Origin of the sequence: Novosphingobium sp., assembly GCF_039595395.1 — a bacterium.
Lineage (GTDB): Bacteria > Pseudomonadota > Alphaproteobacteria > Sphingomonadales > Sphingomonadaceae > Novosphingobium.
In genome coordinates, this window is sequence record NZ_JBCNLP010000001.1 from 1,350,130 (window position 1) to 1,367,977 (window position 17,848).

A 17,848-nucleotide genomic window follows, 5' to 3' on the forward strand; every position below is an offset into this window, starting at 1 on the left:
GGCGGGGCAGGACCGGCAAGCGGGAAATGCCGCGATTTTCAAGGAGTGAACATGGCCGACGAATTTCTGACCCTGACCGTGGACACCGGCAATGGTACCGGCGATGTCGTGATCAAGCTGCGCCCCGATCTGGCCCCCGGCCATGTCGCGCGCATCAAGGAACTGGCCAGCGAAGGCTTCTACGACGGCATCAAGTTCCACCGCGTGATCCCCGGCTTCATGGCGCAGGGCGGTTGCCCCAACGGCACCGGCACCGGCGGCAGCGACAAGCCCGACCTGCAGGCCGAATTCAACGCCGAGCCGCACACCCGCGGCGCGGTGTCGATGGCACGCACCAGCTATCCGCATTCGGCCAACAGCCAGTTCTTCATCGTCTTCGACGACGCCACCTTCCTCGACAAGCAGTACACTGTCTGGGGCCGCGTGGAATCGGGCATGGAGCATGTCGACGCGCTGCCCAAGGGTGAGCCGCCGCGTAACCCCGGCAGCATCGTGAAGGCCACCGTTTCGGAAGGCTGATCGCGCAAGCATCCTGCGTTCGATCCCAAAGGCTCGAATCGCAACGCTTAAGGGCCGGGTCATGGGGGAAGTCCCCGTGGCCCGGCCTTTTCCTTTGGGGGCGGGCGGTTATCCCGCTGCCCAGAGCCAAGCGTAAAGCATATCTTAACCGCAAGACACGCGCCGACACTTGGGCGCAGGCAGGGGGAGGTTGAAACTTAAGCCCTACAGCAAGGCTGCGATCACGCGCCTGCGCGCGTCTTGCCCTTGGGGGGTATGTCATGTTGGGCCGTTTCAGGATCAGTACCGTCATCACGACTGGGGTTCTGGCCTTGTCGGTGATCATCGGTCTGGGGGCTTTCACGGCCGTGATGGGCGCGCGCACGGGCGTTACCGTTCTGACCTACAGCAGTGAGAATCTTGTGCCCAGCGTCGATGTTCTGGGACGCACGACGGTGGATTTCGAACTCTCGCGGGTCTATCTCACGCGCTATCTCATGGCGCTGGACAAGCAGGAGGCCGACTGGGCGGAAACCAACCTGCGCGCCAGCATGGCCCGTGTCGACAAGGATCTGCAGGACTATAAACCGCTGATCTCCGACCGCATGGACGGAGTGCTTTACGAGAAAGCCGTGAAACTGTGGGCCGCCTTCAAGGTGGATTTGCTGCGTGTCCACGATGTCGGCGCCAGCGGAGACCGGAAGGGCGCCATCCTGCTCTACCGCGGCGAGTTCATCCACAATGCCTTTGCGCTGCAGGCGGCACTGGACGCCAGCAGCCGCTATAATGTCGAGGAATCATACCGTTATTCCAGGACAAACATGCTGGAAGCGAAGGCGGCAAGCTGGCGCTGCCTGATTTCCGGCATCATCGGGGTGGCGCTGGGCTGGCTGATCCTGTTGCTGTTCTCGCGGCGGGTCATCAAGCCGCTGGACAAGCTGCGCAAGGCGATGCGCACCATGGCTTCGGGGCAGCTCGATATCGTGGTGCCCGGCGCGGATCAGCAGGATGAACTGGGCGAGATCGCCCGCGCGCTCGATGCGATCAAGCTGAGCATCGCCCAGCGTGCCCGCGCCGAGGCCGATGCGCAGGTCGCGGTGCAGCGGCAGGTGACCGGCGCGCTGGAGGATGCGCTCAGCGCGCTCAAGGAAGGGCGGCTGGAGCATCGCATCCGCGAGGCCTTCCCCAGCGAATATGAACAATTGCGCATCGATTTCAACGTGATGATGGAAACGCTGGGCGAGCAGATGGACGAGGTTGCCCATGCCTCCGGCGCGGTGCGCGGGGGATCGGGCGAGATTTCGGCCGCCGCTCAGGATCTGGCGCTGCGCACCGAGAAGCAGGCCGCCAGCCTTGGCGAGACCGCGCTGACGGTCAAGGGGCTGACCGCCTCGGTCACCGAGGCCCGCAGCGCCGCTGCCAGCGCTGCCCATGCCGCTCAGGATGCCGAAAAGGAGGCCACCGCCAGCGGCTTGCAGATGGGCGAGGCGGTCGCGGCGATGACTTCGATCGCCGCCTCCTCGGAGCGGATGCGCGGCATCGTCGAGATCATCGACGGCATTTCCTTCCAGACCAATCTGCTGGCGTTGAACGCCGGGGTGGAAGCCGCGCGCGCCGGAGATGCCGGGCGGGGCTTTGCGGTGGTGGCCAGCGAGGTGCGCAGTCTGGCTGAGCGCAGCGCTCAGGCCGCGCGCGAGATCGGGGCGTTGATCGTCACCTCGGGCCGCGAGGTGCAGCATGGGGTGGAGATGGTCAGCCAGACGCAGGCCGCATTGCTGCGCATCGTGAGGCAGGCCAGCGACCTGTCAGGCATGATCGGCGGTCTGGCCGAGGGGTCGGGACGGCAGGCCGATGCCATCGCCCAGGTCAATGGCGTGATCGCCGATCTGGACAAGGCCACCCAGCAGAATGCCGCTTTGGTCGAGGAAACCACCGCCGCTGCCACCAGCTTGGCCAATGAATCGGAACGGCTTGCTCAGGTCGTCGGCCGCTTTAGCCTGAGCGGCGTGGTGCAGACCACCCTCGCGCCCGCCGGACGCCGCCCCCGGAGGTGCTTCCCGCCCCGGTGCAGGCCCCCCCCGATGCAGGTCAGGCCTTTCGAACGGGTCACGGCGATCCCGGCGCGCGCCGTGCGGCGCCCGCCCTCCGCTGCAAGCGGCAGCACCGCTTTGGCCAGCGAGGCGGAAGAGGATTGGTCGGAGTTTTAGGTCGTGTGGACAGATTCAATCTGAACAATGGGCGGCTTTAAGGGAGTTGAGGGCAAGCGTTGAACGGCAGGGAAGTTAGGGGGAGCGGACATTGCAAAGCCGTGAGCAACTCGTATGAAAAGCCATGATCTGGAACATCATCGATAAGCGAGAGCGGCCTTACCGCTGGCAGAAAGTCAATGCTATTGTGGAAGCCGTAGAGCATGACAATAGCTGTGCTGATGCCGATCAAGCCCCTGAAAGCGACCCAATGCTCACCGTGGATTGCGCGTGCCTTGAAGCGGTATCAGTTCAGGAAGCCGTTGTCTGGGCAAGTGGTCAACGCTGTCCTGTTACCCTCTTCCTTTACGATGAAGGGCGTGGCTTGGCCAACGAAGAGCATTTCAATAATGTGGCCAATCGCTTTGCGGAAGAAGGCGAAGTAGCGAACGACCGCTAAGTTGTCGAGTCCGGTTAGACCGCTTTTCCCACACAAAGGCCGATAGCTGCCCTCCGCGACAAATCTGACCTCCCGGCAACTTTCAGGGCATGAACCCGGGGAAGCCAATGGCGGGAAAGTTGGGTAGCGGACTCCACTGGCCTGCCCTATGCTGCTTTCGATCACGGAGTTAATAAGTGAACAGAGATCGCCGCCTCCTCGCTGCAATGCTGTTCTTTCTTGTCGCCCTCTGCGCTTTACTTGTCCAAGCATGGGTCGTCCGGCTTTATCTTGATGCAGCCATCATGGGAAACTGGTCGTGGTTTGGCAGCAAATTTCACGTTGCCACTCCTTCCTTTGGCCCAAGCAAGTTCTGTTTCGATTACTGCGCTCCCGATTTGCCGTTCGTGGCTGGATGGATTGGAATTGCGAGTTTCATATTCGGATTGCTCTTGCTTTGTTTAGCATGGTGGAAGCCCAAAAGTCTGAGGTAGAAGCAGGCTCGCTATGACCGCAATGTTATCGCATCCGGAAAGACTGCTTTTGGCCGAAATTTCTACCTAGCAGTCACAAGAACCCGCCTCGTAAACTGCCCAGCCGGGCCTAACCTTACAGCATCGTCTTGATCAGCCAGTCGTGGAACAGGCGCACCGGGCGGCTTTCCAGCTCGCGCGGGCGGCAGACGAACCAATAGCTGTAGGGGCTCTCCACCGTCACATCGAACAGGCGCACCACGCGCTCGTCGCCGCTGCGTTCGGGGTGGTCGTCGTTCAGGATGGCGATGCCCAGACCCTGAGCCGCCGCCTCCAGGATGAGCTGCGCCGAATCGTAATGGTCGATCGCGGCGGGCTCCAGATCCTCCATGCCCAGCGCGGTCTTCCAAGCATCATAGCTTTCGGGCAGCGAGCTGGAGATCAGGAAGGTCTGGCGCGCCAGCTTGGCCGGATCGGGGTTCATGCCGATCTCGGCGGCCAGCTTGGGCGTGGCGAAGGCATGCACCTGATTGTGGTCGAGCCGCACCGCATGCAACAGAGCATCCGGCCCCTTCGACAACACAATCGCCGCATCGAGCGAATTGCCCAGCCGCGTCTCAAGCTGGGGTCCGGTGTCGATGTCGATATGCAGACGCGGATGCAGCTTGCGCAGCTCGGGCAGATGCGGGAACAGCCGCTCACCGGCATAGAGCGCCGGAACGCCCAGATGCAGGCGCATCACATTGCTGGTTTCCATCTGCGATTCGACGGATTCGGCCAGCTCTTCCAGTTTCGGCGAGACAGCATTGTAGAAGGACTGGCCATCCTCGGTCAGCTTCATCGCCTGATGCTGGCGGGTGAACAGGCGCTTGCCCACGAAATCTTCCAGCGCGCCGACGCGGCGCGACAGGGCCGAAGGGCTCAGGCCCAGCTCATTGGCCGCAGCCTTGGCCGAGCCGAGCCGAACAATCCGTACAAAGGCTTCCAGAGCGCGCAGGGGGGGGAGGCGGCGTGAAGCCGGCATGTCTCAGTCCTCGTCCGTCGGTTCGTCGTGAGTGATGGGGGGGGTGCAGGCGCAGGCGGGTGACATGGCGCTCATCGCCCGCCGTCACCTCGATGCGCCAGCCGCTGTCATGCGGCAGGATGGTGCCCACGGCGGGCACCTGCTCGGCCAGCAGGAAGGCCAGGCCGCCCAGCGTGTCGATGTCTTCTTCCACCTCGGCCAGGCGCGGGTCGATTTCCTCGCCCACATCCTCCAGCAGGGCGCGGGCATCGGCATCCCACAGGCCGCCTTCCAGCGGCACCAGCAGGGCGACGGGGGCGTCATCATGCTCGTCCTCGACGTCGCCGACGATTTCCTCGACCAGATCCTCGAAGGTGACGATGCCCTCGGTGCCCGAATATTCATCCAGCACCACCGCCAGATGCACCCGGCCCCGGCGCATATCGGCCAGCACATCGAGCGCCGGGCGCGGGCAGGGCACGAACAGAGGCTGGCGCAGCAGGGTCAGCCAATCGGTGGGCGTGTTACCGCTGGCGAGGAAAGGAAACACATCCTTGATCAGCACCATGCCGATCACCTCATCCAGCGTCTCGCGATAGACGGGCATGCGCGAATGGCCATGGGTGGCAAAGGCGGCGACCACCTCGTCCCAGCTTGCGGTGTTGGGTACGGCGATGATCTCGCCACGCGGAATGCAGATGTCGGCGGCGTCCATTTCACTGAAATGGAGCAGATTGCGGAGCATCTCGCGCTCGGACTGCTGAAGGTCGCCCTGCGCGGTGCCTTGCGCGGTGTCGGCGTCCTCATGCTCGTCGATGACCTCTTCGAGATGAGCGCGCAGCGACTGATCGACTTCGCCGCTATCGAAAAAGCGCTTCACAGCACGCCACAGCGAACTTTTACTGTCCGCGTCTCCATTGCCGCCGTCGCCGGCCCGGCCCAGATCGGCCCCCACTTTATGCACTCCTTCTTCGTTTAAACTCTGTCGCCATATGGGTCCGCGATGCCGAGCAGCGCAAGCGCCTTTATTTCCAGCGCTTCCATGGCAACGGCGTCGTCCTCGGAAATTTCATGGTCCAGCCCGGCCAGATGAAGCAATCCGTGAATCAACAGATGGCTGGCGTGATCTTCAAGGCTTGCGCCCTTTTCCTCGGCTTCCCGCGCGCAGGTCTCGTAAGCCATGGCGATGTCGCCCAGCATTTCGGGAGGGCCGTCCTCATCCAGATCGAGCAGATCCTCGCGCTCCAGCATGGGGAAGGAGAGGACGTTGGTCGGCTTGTCCTTCTCACGCCACTCCTTGTTGAGGGCGTGAACCTCCTCGTCGCTGGTGAAGATCAGGCTGACGATCAGGCGATCATGCGCGAGTTCGGGCGCAACCTGCGCAATGGCCGCAGCGGCTTTTTCCGCGAGCGTTTCCCAGTCCTGCGTTTCGGGCCAGGGGGATTCGATGTCGATTTCAAGGGTGAGCATCGAAGGGGCCTTAAGGAGGAAGAAGGTGAAATGCGAGGGGGTTACCCCCTCGCGCTCCCATTATTGTCGAGGTTGTGTCTCACCCATGAATGGGCGCTCGGGTTCATAGCGCCGCAGGCCGTAAAGTTTGATGACACAGTGCTATCGGTTTTAATGCCTGCGGCGCCTTGGGTTTGGTTGGGCGCGATGGTCGTGTGCCACTGCTGCTTCGTCGGAAGACGTCATGGGAGCGCGAGGGGGTAACCCCCCCGCACTTATCCCTTCCTTCTTAAGCCTGAGGCCCTTCATAAGCCTCGACAATCCGCCCCACGATCGGGTGACGCACCACATCGGAGGCATTGAAGCGCACCGTAGCGATCCCATCGACCCCGCTCAGGCGCGAGACCGCGTCGGCCAGACCGGACATGGCCGTGCCGCCGGGGATATCGACCTGATTGGGGTCGCCGCACACCACCATGCGGCTGTTCTGGCCGAAGCGGGTGAGGAACATCTTCATCTGCGCGGGGGTGGTGTTTTGCGCCTCGTCCAGAATGACGAAGGCATCGGCCAGCGTACGCCCACGCATGAAGGCGATGGGCGCGACCTCGATCTCGCCGCTGGCCAGACGGCGCTCCACCTGCTCGGGGGGCATGCAGTCGTAGAGCGCGTCGTACAGCGGGCGCAGATAGGGATCGACCTTGTCCTTCATGTCGCCGGGCAGGAAGCCCAGCTTCTCGCCCGCTTCCACCGCCGGGCGCGAGAGGATCAGCCGCTGCACCGCGCCGCTGATCAGCATGCTGACCGCCTGCGCCACCGCGACATAGGTCTTGCCGGTGCCTGCCGGGCCCAGCCGAAGATGATGTCGCGGCTGGCCAGCGCGCGCATGTACTCGATCTGTGTCGGGCTGCGCGGAACGATGGTTTTCAGGCGGGTGCGGATCATGATCGGCGGATGATGCGCATCGCCGGTGATGATGCCCTCCAGCGTGGGCTCGGTGGACATGGCGATCAGCGATTCGACCGCGCCTGCGTCGATATCCTGACCGGCGAGCAGGCGTTTGTGGAGGCCGTTGAGAACGTCGCGGGCGCGGGCCACCGCGTCCTCGGTACCCTCGATCTGCACCTTGGTGCCGCGGGCCGCGATATAGACGCCAAGCCGGTTCTCGATCAGCACCAGATTGGAATCGAACTGCCCGAAGAGCATGCCAAGAATGGTGGCTTCCTCAAACTCCATCTCCGATCGCGCGCGGCGGGTGGGGCGAGAGGTCTCAGGGCGGAGTTGCGCCACATCTGCCGATGCTTCGTAGGCGCGGATATGCTTGCGGGCCATGCGCTCCTTGTCTGCACCCGGAGTCGTTGCGTGAGCCGGATGCACCTACAAGATATGGTGCCTTGGGCTGGGTGCAAGCGGGGGGCGGTGTTGCGGCGGTGGAAAAGTTTTTCGGTTTCGGAAGGAGAGGGGAGAAGGAAAGTGACATGCGAGGGTGTTACACCCTCGCGCTCCCATGAGTGTCTGCGTTGCGCTTCGGCTAGGCGGTAGGAGCGTGTCCAGAGTGCACCAGCTAAGAATTCGATGGTGTGGCCTGGCTTTATGGGATTGTATGGTTGCGGCACTTTGGTTTTGAGGGGATTGGGCATGCGAAGCATGATGATTGCCATGCTGATGCTTGTCAGTTTGGTGAGTGGCGTTTCGCCAGCCTCTTCATCTGCGGCATATCCGAATAGGTTGCCTCGTAATGCTTCGAGAACAAATCTTCCTCCGTGCATTGGTATGATGCTGATCGATGAAACGATTGTGATTGGTGATGGGGAAGAAAAAAAGTATCTTGATATGACGAGAGGTGGCTGGTGCGGCCCATCATTGCAGGACACCGAACTGTCCCTGAGGGCTGAAGGTCAAGAAGGCCATTGGGCTATTTCGGCTAAGACTTGCCCCAAATTTCTGGTGCAGATGGAAGAATTGTCCGAAGAGCATGACAGGCATCCCGGAGCGGCTAGGGGGGCTGACATGGGGCAGTCGGCAGGGCGTGCTGGCCCCTTTGTTTTTACGTATGCGAATGACTTTTTTGATCTGAAAAGCTCGCCGGGGCGGGCGTATGCAGAGTATTGGCTTAGGGAGACCTTGGTGGCTGTGCGTCCGTGCTGGCGCAACAGTGTCAACAAGAGCCCCGACACAGTGAACGCTTTGTACGCGGGGCTCGCACTGCCGTTGCCCTAGCCTCGGCGCATAGGCAGGGCTACAATCACCCTATCGCCGGAAGACGTTATGGGAGCGCGAGGGGGTAACCCCCCTCGCATGTCTCTTCCTTAAATCAACTTCCCAGCCAAAGAATTCGGCCCAGCCTGCACCAGTTCAACCCGCACCAGATCGCCGACAGCAAAGTCACCCTCGAAATGCACCGATTGCAGCCATGGCGACTTGCCCAGCCATTGACCTGGCTGGCGCCCGCGCTTCTCGACCAGCACGTCCGTCACCTTGCCGACCGAGGCGGCGTTGAACGCCACCTGCTTCTCGATCATCAGAGCCTGCAGGCGCTTCAGGCGCTCGTCCATCACCTCGGCGCTGATCTGCTCGTCCATGGTCGCGGCGGGGGTGCCGGGGCGGGGCGAGTATTTGAAGCTGAAGGCCGCCGCATAGCCGACCTGATCAATGATCTTCAGCGTATCGGCAAAATCCTGCTCGCTCTCGCCGGGGAAGCCGACGATGAAATCGCCCGAAATGGCGATATCGGGCCGCACCGCGCGCACGCGGTCCAGCACGGCGAGGTAGCTTTCCACCGAATGGCTGCGGTTCATCAGGCGCAGGATGCGGTCGCTGCCCGACTGCACGGGCAGGTGCAGATAGGGCATCAGCTTGCCGACATCGCCATGGGCGTCGATCAGCCCCTGCGCCATGTCGTTGGGATGGCTGGTGGTGTAGCGGATGCGCGCCAGATCGGGGAGGGCGTCCATCTCGCGGATCAGGCCTTCCAGCCCTACGGTCTGGCCCTTGGCGTTCTCGCCCGTCCAGGCGTTGACGTTCTGGCCCAGCAGCGTGATCTCACGCGCGCCGGCATCGACGAGGCGCTTGGCCTCCTCGATCAGATCGCCATAGGGACGGCTGATTTCCGCGCCGCGCGTATAGGGCACCACGCAATAGGTGCAGAACTTGTCGCAGCCTTCCTGCACCGTCAGGAACGCGCTGGTGCCCGAGCGGCGGCGCTTGGGCAGGGCGTCGAACTTGGTCTCGGCGGGCATGTCGGTGTCGGTGACGCGCTCGCCGTTGTTGGCGCGGGCCAGCATGTCGGGCAGGCGGTGATAGGCCTGCGGGCCCACGACCATCTTGACGCTGGGCGCGCGCTTCATGATTTCCTCGCCCTCGGCCTGGGCGACGCAGCCCGCCACGGCGATCAGCGGCGCCGAGCCATCCTCGCGCTTCAGGCGGCCGATGTCGGAATAGACCTTCTCCGCCGCCTTCTCGCGGATGTGGCAGGTGTTGAGCACCACCAGATCGGCATCGTCACCCTCTGCGGCGGCGGTCAGGCCCTGCTCGGTGAGCAATTCGCCCATGCGGTCGCCGTCATAGACGTTCATCTGGCAGCCGAAGCTCTTGACGCGATAGGTTTTGGGGGCGGTGGTGGTGGTCATGATCGCGCGCCCTTACGCGAAATGGGGGCGGATTTGAAGGGATTTGAAGTCAGGAAGGATAAAGCAGGGGACGCCCGCGCCCCCTGCACCCCCGGTTACGTCTTCCGACGAAGCGGCAGCGGTGCCCGATCGTCGCGCTCAGCCTATCCACCTGTGCGACGGAAAGCGCCGCAGGCAGTAAATCATGATCATAGGCTGCCCGAGGAATTTTTGCCTGCGGCGCCGCCAGTTTGGCGCAACGCCGAGCCCGAAGTGCAACGTAGACATTCATGGGAGCGCGAGGGCCCGGAGCATTCCTCTTGAGGAATGCGACCATCAAAAACGCCACCCTCGCATCTTCCCTTTAATCTTAAACCCCAAACAAAAACGGCGAAGCCGAAGCCCCGCCGTTTTTTAAAGCATGCTGTAAAAGATGCTTACTTCTTGTTGCTGTCCAGCTTCACGCCGTAGAGTTCAAGCCGGTGGTCGACCAGGCGGTAACCCAGTCGCTCCGAAATCAACCGCTGCAGCGTTTCCAGTTCCGGATCCACAAATTCGATGACCTGCCCGGATTCCACATCGATCAGGTGATCGTGGTGCGCTTCGGGCGCGGCTTCATAGCGCGCGCGGCCGTCGCCGAAATCGTGGCGGTCGAGGATGCCGGCTTCCTCGAACAGGCGCACGGTGCGGTAGACCGTGGCGATCGAGATGCCGGGATCGATCGCGGAGGCGCGTTCGTGCAGCTTGTCCACATCGGGGTGGTCGCTGCTTTCGGACAGCACCTTGGCGATCACGCGCCGCTGCTCGGTGATGCGCAGGCCGCGTTGTTGGCACAGGGCTTCAATGTCGATCGGTTGGTGCACGGTGTATCCGGATATAATTGACCCCGCCGGATATGAACCCGGCGGGGCGAATCTGCAAGCATGCGAAAAGTGATTTTCCCCATGACAGAAATGCAAAGATCTGGATGTCGCATCGTATTCGCGAAAAACCGGTTCCCACTTTTTCGCACGATGCTCTTAATGATAATGCATTTCAGTCACGGCGATAAAGATCACGCTGCGGCAGTGGCCTTGGTCTTGCGGGGGCGCTTGGCGCCGGGCTTGCGGCCCAGACCGATCTGCTTGGCCAGTTCGCGGCGCTTTTCGGCATAGTTGGGGGCGACCATGGGATAGTCGGCGGGCAGGTTCCAGCGCGCGCGATACTGTTCCGGCGTCAGATTGTAATGGGTGGCGAGGTGACGCTTGAGCATCTTGAGCTTCTTGCCGTCTTCCAGGCAGACGATGTGATCGGGCTTTACCGAAGCGCGGATCGACACGGCCGGCTCGGGCGGCGCTTCAGCGGCAGGCGCTTCCTGACCCAGCGAGGCCAGCGCACCGTAAACATTGGTGATCAACGCGGGGAGTTCCTCGACCGCGACGTTGTTGTTGCTGACATGGGCCGCGACGATGTCGGAGGCCAGGGTGATCAGCGTTTCCTTGATGTCGTTGATATTATCCATTTTTTCGACCCTTTAATCTTTTTTCGACCCGATTGTTCTTGGCGTCTTCGCGGAGCTTTTGTGAGACGACTTCCTGCTCGACGCAAACTGTTATACGCTTTTGGCGGATTTCTTCAAGTCTCAATATAAGAACTGAAATGTCCGACTTTTGGGCAATAAAAGCCAACCGAATACAATTTTGGTGTTAATTCATGTCAATCGCGAAGGTGATGGCGTCAATCGCTTTGCCACCGCGGATGCGATAATAGTTGGGCCGGCGACCGATCGGCGCAAAGCCGGAGCGTCGATACAACGATTCGGCGGGATTGTTGTCGCGCATTTCCAGAAAGATACGCTTCACTCCGCGTGAGGGCGCGCTGTCGATTAATTGTCGCAGCAACATTTTGCCCAATCCGCGCCCGCGCCATTCGGGCGCGACGGCGAAAAGCAGCAGTTCTTCTTCATCGAGAATGGTGCGGCACAGGGTAAAGCCCGCCGCCGGGGCCTCGCCCGGAAGCTCTCCGTCCGCGCCGATCAACCGATAGGAGCAATGGCCAAGCACCAGCGTGTTGTCGAGCTGGGCGCGGGTCCATGCCTCGCCATAGGCCGGATCGAAGGCGGTCTGCATCACGGCCATGATCCGGTCGATGTCGTCGCTGGGCGTCAGTTGGACCATGGCGCGTAATCAGGCTGCGTCTGGCAGTCGGCCACCGGGCAGGCGCGCATCGGGCGCCCGTCCGTAAAGCGGGGAGAGGTCGGTGGTGATGGCGGTATCGTCCAGCTTCATCAGGGCTCTGGCATCAGGCCAGATTGCGTGTGCTTCGCCCGAACCGCGCCGGTCGACCAGCGCCTGTGCCTGGCTGCCGGCCACGCGGGCGATCACTTGCTCGGTGGCGGCTTGCGGTGTCAGGGAGGCCAGCGGGGCAAGCGCTACGCCATGGGGCCCGAAGCCTTGCACGAACCATTCGCCATGGCCGCCGGTGGTGGCGGCCAACACCTCGCAAGCCTCGCCATCGCGCGCCATGGCGGCGATCAGGGCGAGGGTGGGGTAGCCGAAAGCCTTGACGCCCCATGCCAGCGCCAGCGCCCGCGCGGCAGCCAGAGCAATGCGCACGCCGGTAAAGCTGCCGGGGCCAAGGCCGGTGACGATGGCATCGGCCTGGCCGCGATCCGGCAGGGCGGCGATCATCGGCACCAGCGCCTCGGCATGGCCGCGCCCCAATTGCCGGAACTCGCCTGCGATCAGCGCGCCATCCTGAAACAGCGCGACAGAGCAGGCTTCGGTCGCGCATTCAATGGCCAGCAGGCGGCCTCTGTTCAGGGAAAAGGAGGTATCAGGCAGCACGAACCTCGGTCACCTCCGGCACGTAATACTTGATCAGGCTTTCGATGCCGTTCTTGAGCGTCGCGCTGGAGGAGGGGCAGCCCGAGCAGGCGCCCTGCATCTTGAGGAACACCACACCCTCGCGATAGCCGCGATAGAGCACGTCGCCGCCATCATTGGCGACGGCGGGGCGGATACGGGTTTCCAGCAGATCCTTGATCTGGTCGATGATGTCGGCGTCCTCGGGGCTGTCGCCCAGATCCTCGTCCTCCTCGCCGGGCACCTTGAAATCGGCGCTGGCGGCGGCGAACAGCGGCGCGCCCGAAATGAAATGGTCGAGCAGGATCGCCACCACCTGCGGCTTCAGGGCCGACCAGTCGACGCCTTCGCCGGCGGTCACCGCGATAAAGTCGCGCCCGAAGAAGACGTTCACCACATCGCCCAGCGCGAACAGCGCCTCGGCCAGCGGCGAAGCGGCGGCTTCCTCGTCATTGGTGAATTCGCGCGAACCGGCGGGCATCACCTGCTGACCGGGAAGAAACTTCAGGCTCGCGGGGTTGGGGGTGGTTTCGGTTTCAATGAACATGGGACGCCTTTCCTGCTGCTGCGCATGTAGGGCGCGGGGCATCAGGGTCAAGGGGCGTTGGCAGCATCAATGTCACCATAGTCAAGCAAGGCTTGTCCTATGCTGGGTCTATTCTGGCCACAGCATGAACGGGAGGGGGTGTTTCATCGCGCAATCCCCTTCGTTCTGTCCGAATTTCTCTGCGCGAACAGCGCGCGCTATTCACTGGCCCTTAAGCTTTGACGACCCTATACCTTGCGCCATGAACCGTGCTTCCCGCATCGCCCGCCGTCCGCTTTTCCTTTTGTTTCCGCTGGCTGTTCTGGTCGCCCTGCCTCAGGGCGCGCCTGCAAAGCCGGTGCGACACGCCGCGAAGCCCGCCGCCGCAGGCCCCGCGCCGGAGGCTGCTGCAGGTGGCCTCGCCGCCTCGGCCCTGCCGCCGCTGCCGCCTCAGGACGATCCGTGGCTCTATTCGGGCAGCGATGTGCCCCATGACAAGGAATGGGCTTTCGGCACGCTGGAGAATGGTCTGCGCTGGGCCGTGCGTGCCAATTCGGTGCCGCCGGGGCAGGTTTCCATCCGCATCCGCATGGATGTGGGCAGCCTTTACGAAAAGCCCGAGGAAGCCGGTTACGCCCATCTGATCGAGCATCTGGTCTTCCGCCAATCAAAGTATCTCGGCCAGAACGAGGCGATCCCGACCTGGCAGCGCCTTGGCGCCACGTTGGGCAGCGACACCAATGCCGAAACCAGCAGCACCGCCACGGTGTTCAAGATCGACCTGCCCAATGCCACGCCCCAGACCATGGATGAGAGCTTCAAGCTGCTCTCGGGCATGATGGCCGAGCCCAATCTGTCGGAAAGTGACATCCGCACCGAAGTGCCCATCGTGCTGGCCGAAAAGCGCGAGCGCGGCGGCACGCAGGAGCATGTCTCCAACGCCCTGCGCGAGATGATCGCCTATGGCCAACCCCTGGCCGATCACGCGACCATTGGCAGTGCCGCGACGCTTCAGGCCGCGCATCAGGACAGCGTGCGCGCCTTCCATGCCCGCTGGTATCGGCCGGAGAATGCCGCGATCATCGTCTCGGGCGATGCCGATCCGCGCCTGATGGCCGCGCTGATCCAGAAGTGGTTCGGCGACTGGCATCCTGAAGGCAAGCACACGCCCGCCCCCGATTTCGGTGAGCCCGCCGCGCCCATCGGTGGCGATCCGGCCAATCCGGTCACTTATGCCCGCGTGCTGGTCGAGCCCACGGCGCCCCGCGCGCTGCAGATGGCGGTGCTGCGCCCCTGGCATGAGAAGCAGGACACCATCGTTTACAATGAAGGGCTGATGATCGATCAGGTGGCGCAGGCCATCATCAACCGTCGCCTTGAGGCGCGGGCGCGGGCTGGGGCGAGCTATCTCACCGCCTCGGTCAATCAGCAGAACCAGAGCCGCAGCGTGGATGGCACCTTCGTCTCGATCCAGCCGATCGATGGCGACTGGCAGGCCGCCTTGCGCGATGTGCGCGCGGTGATCGCTGACGCGCTGGCCACGCCGCCGACACCTGAGGAAATCGCCCGCGAGGTGGCCGAAATCAATGTCGCCTTCGAAAGCGCGGTGCAGCAGCGCGCGTTGCAGCCCGGCGGGCGTCTGGCCGACGATCTGATCAATGCGCTCGACATTCACGAGACCGTCGCCAGCCCCGAGGTGGTGCTCGACATCTTCAAGCAGTCGATCCCGCTCTTCACGCCTGACGCCGTGCTGGAGCATGGCCGCAAGCTGTTCCAGGGCCGCGCCATCCGCGCGCTTTACGTCACGCCCGACGCCAAGGACGGCACCAGCGACGATCTGAAGCTGGCCCTGATGCAGAAGGTGGCCCCCGATTCCCATGCGCGGCTGGCCGAAAAGGCGGTCTCCTTCAAGGATCTGCCTCCCATCGGCACGCCCCAGCAGGAGGTCGCCGACAGCCAGACCGTGCTGCGCGGCATTGAGCAGGTGGACTTCGCCAATGGTGTGAAGGTGCAACTCTGGCCCACGCAGGACGATCCGGGCCGCGTGACGGTGAAGGTGCGCTTCGGCGCCGGTGCCCGCGCCTTCGATGCCAAGAACGATGTCTATGCCACGCTGGGCAGCATGGCGCTGGTCGGCTCGGGCGAGGGCAATCTGGGGCAGGAGGAGCTGGACCGCATCTCCACCGGCCGCAAGATGGGCTTCGAGCTGAAGTCGGACGAGAGCTTCTTCCAGTTCTCCGCCGACACGCGCGCGGAGGATCTGGCCGACCAACTCTATCTCTTTGCCGACAAGCTGGCCGATCCGCGCTGGGATCATGCGCCCTTCAAGCGCGCTCAGGCCGCCGCCAAGGTGCAATATGGCACCTTCGCCGCCAGCCCGCAGGGTGTGCTGGAGCGTGACCTCAAGTCGCTCCAGCGCGGGGGTGATCCGCGTTTCGCCGCGCCCACGCCCGAGCAGATCACCGCTGCCACCCCCGAGGGCTTCCGCGCCGTGTGGGAGCCGGTCCTGAAGCAGGGCCCGGTCGAGGTGCAGGTGTTTGGCGATTTCAACCGTGACAAGGCGCTCGATGCGCTGCGCCGCACCTTCGGCGCTCTGCCAACGCGCGGCGATCTGCCCGCCGGCACGCTGCCGCCCACGGTGCAGCAGGCCGCCCCCAACCCCGGCGTGACCGTGCTGCGTCATGAGGGCGATCCCGGTCAGGCGGCCGCCGTCATCAGTTGGCCCACGGGCGGCGGCACCACGCTGCTGCGCGAATCGCGCCAGCTCGATGTGCTGGGGCAGGTGTTTGCCCTGCGCATGATGCAGGCGATGCGCGAGAAGGCGGGGGCCAGCTATGCCCCGCAGGTCAGCAGCGACTGGCCGCTCGATCTGACCAATGGCGGCACGATCACCGCCACGGCGATCGTCCAGCCCGAGGTGGTGCCCACCTTCTTCACCACCGCGCGCGAGATCGCCGCCGATCTGGCCGCCAAGCCGGTGAGCGCCGACGAGCTGGAGCGTGTGGTCGAGCCGCTGCGCCAGCAGATCCAGCGCGCCGGTTCCAGCACCGCCTTCTTCATGCAGCAGACCGAGGGCGCGACGCAGGACCCGGAACGCTACAAGGCGATCCGCAGCCTGCTGGTGGATTACACCGGGGTCAGCCCTCAGGCGATCCAGCAGCTTGCCGCCAAATATCTGACGCCCGAAGGCGCGCTGCGCGTGGCGGTGATCGGCGACAAGGCGCAGGTGCCGCCCGCGCTGGCCGCCGCAGCCAAAAAGAAGCGGTAAAAAGACCGAAAGTTTCAAGGGGTTTGAAGCATGCGCAATTGCGATCAGTCTGATCGCTTGCGCATGCTTTGATTTTTGCGAGGGTTAAGGCTATGGGCGCTCCTTCCACGAAAGGAGCAAACTAAAGTGAGCAGGATCTGGACCCCCGATAGCTGGAAGCAGGCCGAAGCGCGGCACCTTCCCGTCTATGCTGACGCCGAGGAACTCGGCCGGGTGGAAGAGACCCTGGCCAAGTTTCCTCCCCTGGTCTTTGCGGGCGAGGCCCGCGCGCTGAAAGCCGAACTGGCCAATGTGGCGGCGGGCAAGGGCTTCCTGCTGCAGGGCGGCGATTGCGCCGAAAGCTTCCAGGAATTCCACGCCGACAACATCCGCGACAGCTTCCGTGTGCTGCTGCAGATGGCGGTGGTGATGACCTTCGCGTCGAAGCAGCCGGTGGTGAAGGTGGGCCGCATGGCGGGCCAGTTCGCCAAGCCGCGCAGCGCGCCGACCGAAACGCAGGGCGGTGTCGAGCTGCCCAGCTATCTGGGTGACATCATCAACGGCATCGAATTCGACGCCGCCGCGCGCCGCAACGATCCCGAGCGGATGCTCAAGGCCTACACGCAGTCGGCCGCGACGCTGAACCTGCTGCGCGCCTTCGCCAGCGGCGGTTACGCGAATCTGCGTCAGGTCCACAAGTGGACGCTGGACCATATCTCGCGCAATCCCTGGGGTGACCGCTTCAGCGAAACCGCCGACAAGATCGGCGAGGCGCTGGACTTCATGGCCGCCTGCGGGGTCGATCCGCAGACGGTGCCGCAGCTTCAGGGCACGGCCTTCTACACCAGCCACGAGGCGCTGCTGCTGCAGTATGAGCAGGCGCTGACCCGTCAGGATTCGCTGACCGGCGACTGGTTCGATTGCTCGGCGCATATGCTGTGGATTGGCGACCGCACCCGCTTCGACAATTCGGCCCATGTCGAATTCCTGAAGGGCGTGAAGAACCCCATCGGCGTGAAGTGCGGGCCTTCGCTTGAACCCGATATGCTGATCCGCCTGCTCGATGAGCTGAACCCCGCCCGCGAGCCGGGCCGCATCACGCTGATCGCGCGTTACGGCTATGACAAGGTCGAGGCCGGCCTGCCCAAGCTGGTGCGCGCCGTGAAGGCTTCGGGCCATCCGGTGGTGTGGAGCTGCGACCCGATGCACGGCAATGTCATCAAGGCCGACAGCGGCTACAAGACCCGTCCGTTCGAGCGGATTCTGGGCGAGGTGCGCGGCTTCTTCGCCGTCCACCGCGCCGAGGGCACGCATGCCGGCGGCATCCATATCGAGATGACCGGCAAGAATGTGACCGAGTGCACCGGCGGTCTGATCGACATCACCGATGGCGATCTGGCCGACCGTTACCACACGCATTGCGACCCGCGCCTGAACGGTTCGCAGTCGATCGAGCTGGCCTTCCTGATCGCGGAAGAGCTGAATCGTGAGGCGCAGGATCGCACAGCGCGCGAAGCCGCGTAATCTTGAACGCGCGCGAAGCGGCGTGATCCAAAAGCGGCTTGATTAAAGCGGGCAG

15 protein-coding genes and 1 pseudogene are annotated in these 17,848 nt (G+C 63.4%); 6 read left to right on the plus strand and 10 right to left on the minus strand.

The genetic code is table 11. The features are described from left to right. The first annotated feature begins 51 nt into the window (after positions 1-51). From ABDW49_RS06450 to ABDW49_RS06460, 3 genes are all read left to right on the plus strand, one after another. Positions 52-519: a peptidylprolyl isomerase gene (locus ABDW49_RS06450; RefSeq protein ID WP_343610564.1), complete on the plus strand. Its 468-nt coding sequence runs from the start codon at positions 52-54 to the stop codon at positions 517-519. 260 nt (positions 520-779) lie between these two features. Further along, positions 780-2,705, plus strand: a complete 1,926-nt coding sequence (locus ABDW49_RS06455; protein ID WP_343610566.1) for a methyl-accepting chemotaxis protein — start codon at positions 780-782, stop codon at positions 2,703-2,705. Between the two features lie 124 nt (positions 2,706-2,829). Continuing rightward, positions 2,830-3,144: a hypothetical protein gene (locus ABDW49_RS06460; RefSeq protein WP_343610568.1), complete on the plus strand. Its 315-nt coding sequence runs from the start codon at positions 2,830-2,832 to the stop codon at positions 3,142-3,144. 588 nt (positions 3,145-3,732) lie between these two features. On the opposite strand, the gene ABDW49_RS06465 is transcribed toward ABDW49_RS06460, so the two are convergent. The 4 genes and pseudogenes from ABDW49_RS06465 to ABDW49_RS06480 all read right to left on the minus strand — a co-directional run bounded on the left by ABDW49_RS06465 (position 3,733) and on the right by ABDW49_RS06480 (position 7,281). Further along, on the minus strand, positions 3,733-4,620 hold the full coding sequence (locus tag ABDW49_RS06465; protein ID WP_343610570.1) for a LysR substrate-binding domain-containing protein: 888 nt from the start codon (positions 4,618-4,620) through the stop codon (positions 3,733-3,735). After that, on the minus strand, positions 4,529-5,554 hold the full coding sequence (locus tag ABDW49_RS06470; RefSeq protein WP_343610571.1) for a hemolysin family protein: 1,026 nt from the start codon (positions 5,552-5,554) through the stop codon (positions 4,529-4,531). Before ABDW49_RS06470 ends, ABDW49_RS06465 begins: the two co-directional genes overlap by 92 nt. 20 nt (positions 5,555-5,574) lie before the next feature. Next, the gene (gene ybeY / locus ABDW49_RS06475; protein WP_343610572.1) at positions 5,575-6,069 is read right to left on the minus strand and encodes an rRNA maturation RNase YbeY; all 495 of its coding nucleotides are present in this window, start codon (positions 6,067-6,069) and stop codon (positions 5,575-5,577) included. 268 nt (positions 6,070-6,337) lie between these two features. Continuing rightward, positions 6,338-7,281, minus strand: a pseudogene (locus tag ABDW49_RS06480) (PhoH family protein). Between the two features lie 411 nt (positions 7,282-7,692). Between ABDW49_RS06480 and ABDW49_RS06485 the strand changes: the two are divergent. Continuing rightward, positions 7,693-8,265 carry a hypothetical protein gene (locus tag ABDW49_RS06485; RefSeq protein ID WP_343610573.1) on the plus strand — a complete coding sequence of 191 codons (573 nt, stop codon included), beginning with the start codon at positions 7,693-7,695 and terminating at the stop codon, positions 8,263-8,265. Positions 8,266-8,354: 89 nt separating this feature from the next. Here the strand turns inward: ABDW49_RS06485 and miaB are convergent, their stop codons facing one another. From miaB to ABDW49_RS06515, 6 genes are all read right to left on the minus strand, one after another. Beyond that, positions 8,355-9,674 (minus strand): tRNA (N6-isopentenyl adenosine(37)-C2)-methylthiotransferase MiaB, encoded by a 1,320-nt coding sequence (miaB, locus tag ABDW49_RS06490; protein WP_343610575.1) that lies wholly within the window; start codon positions 9,672-9,674, stop codon positions 8,355-8,357. Positions 9,675-10,090: 416 nt separating this feature from the next. After that, positions 10,091-10,516 carry a Fur family transcriptional regulator gene (locus ABDW49_RS06495; RefSeq protein WP_343610577.1) on the minus strand — a complete coding sequence of 142 codons (426 nt, stop codon included), beginning with the start codon at positions 10,514-10,516 and terminating at the stop codon, positions 10,091-10,093. A 191-nt stretch (positions 10,517-10,707) separates the two neighbouring features. After that, positions 10,708-11,154 carry a MucR family transcriptional regulator gene (locus ABDW49_RS06500; RefSeq protein WP_343610578.1) on the minus strand — a complete coding sequence of 149 codons (447 nt, stop codon included), beginning with the start codon at positions 11,152-11,154 and terminating at the stop codon, positions 10,708-10,710. 184 nt (positions 11,155-11,338) lie between these two features. Then, positions 11,339-11,809, minus strand: coding sequence for a ribosomal protein S18-alanine N-acetyltransferase (rimI, locus tag ABDW49_RS06505; RefSeq protein ID WP_343610580.1), 471 nt, complete (start codon positions 11,807-11,809; stop codon positions 11,339-11,341). 9 nt (positions 11,810-11,818) lie between these two features. Beyond that, positions 11,819-12,478, minus strand: coding sequence for a tRNA (adenosine(37)-N6)-threonylcarbamoyltransferase complex dimerization subunit type 1 TsaB (gene tsaB / locus ABDW49_RS06510; protein WP_343610581.1), 660 nt, complete (start codon positions 12,476-12,478; stop codon positions 11,819-11,821). Continuing rightward, on the minus strand, positions 12,468-13,043 hold the full coding sequence (locus ABDW49_RS06515) for a NifU family protein (RefSeq protein WP_343610582.1): 576 nt from the start codon (positions 13,041-13,043) through the stop codon (positions 12,468-12,470). Before ABDW49_RS06515 ends, tsaB begins: the two co-directional genes overlap by 11 nt. A 241-nt stretch (positions 13,044-13,284) precedes the next feature. On the opposite strand from ABDW49_RS06515, the gene ABDW49_RS06520 reads away from it, so the two are divergent. Then, positions 13,285-16,290, plus strand: a complete 3,006-nt coding sequence (locus ABDW49_RS06520) for an insulinase family protein (RefSeq protein WP_343610583.1) — start codon at positions 13,285-13,287, stop codon at positions 16,288-16,290. Positions 16,291-16,416: 126 nt separating this feature from the next. Next, positions 16,417-17,793: a 3-deoxy-7-phosphoheptulonate synthase class II gene (locus ABDW49_RS06525; protein WP_343610585.1), complete on the plus strand. Its 1,377-nt coding sequence runs from the start codon at positions 16,417-16,419 to the stop codon at positions 17,791-17,793. Positions 17,794-17,848: the final 55 nt, after the last annotated feature.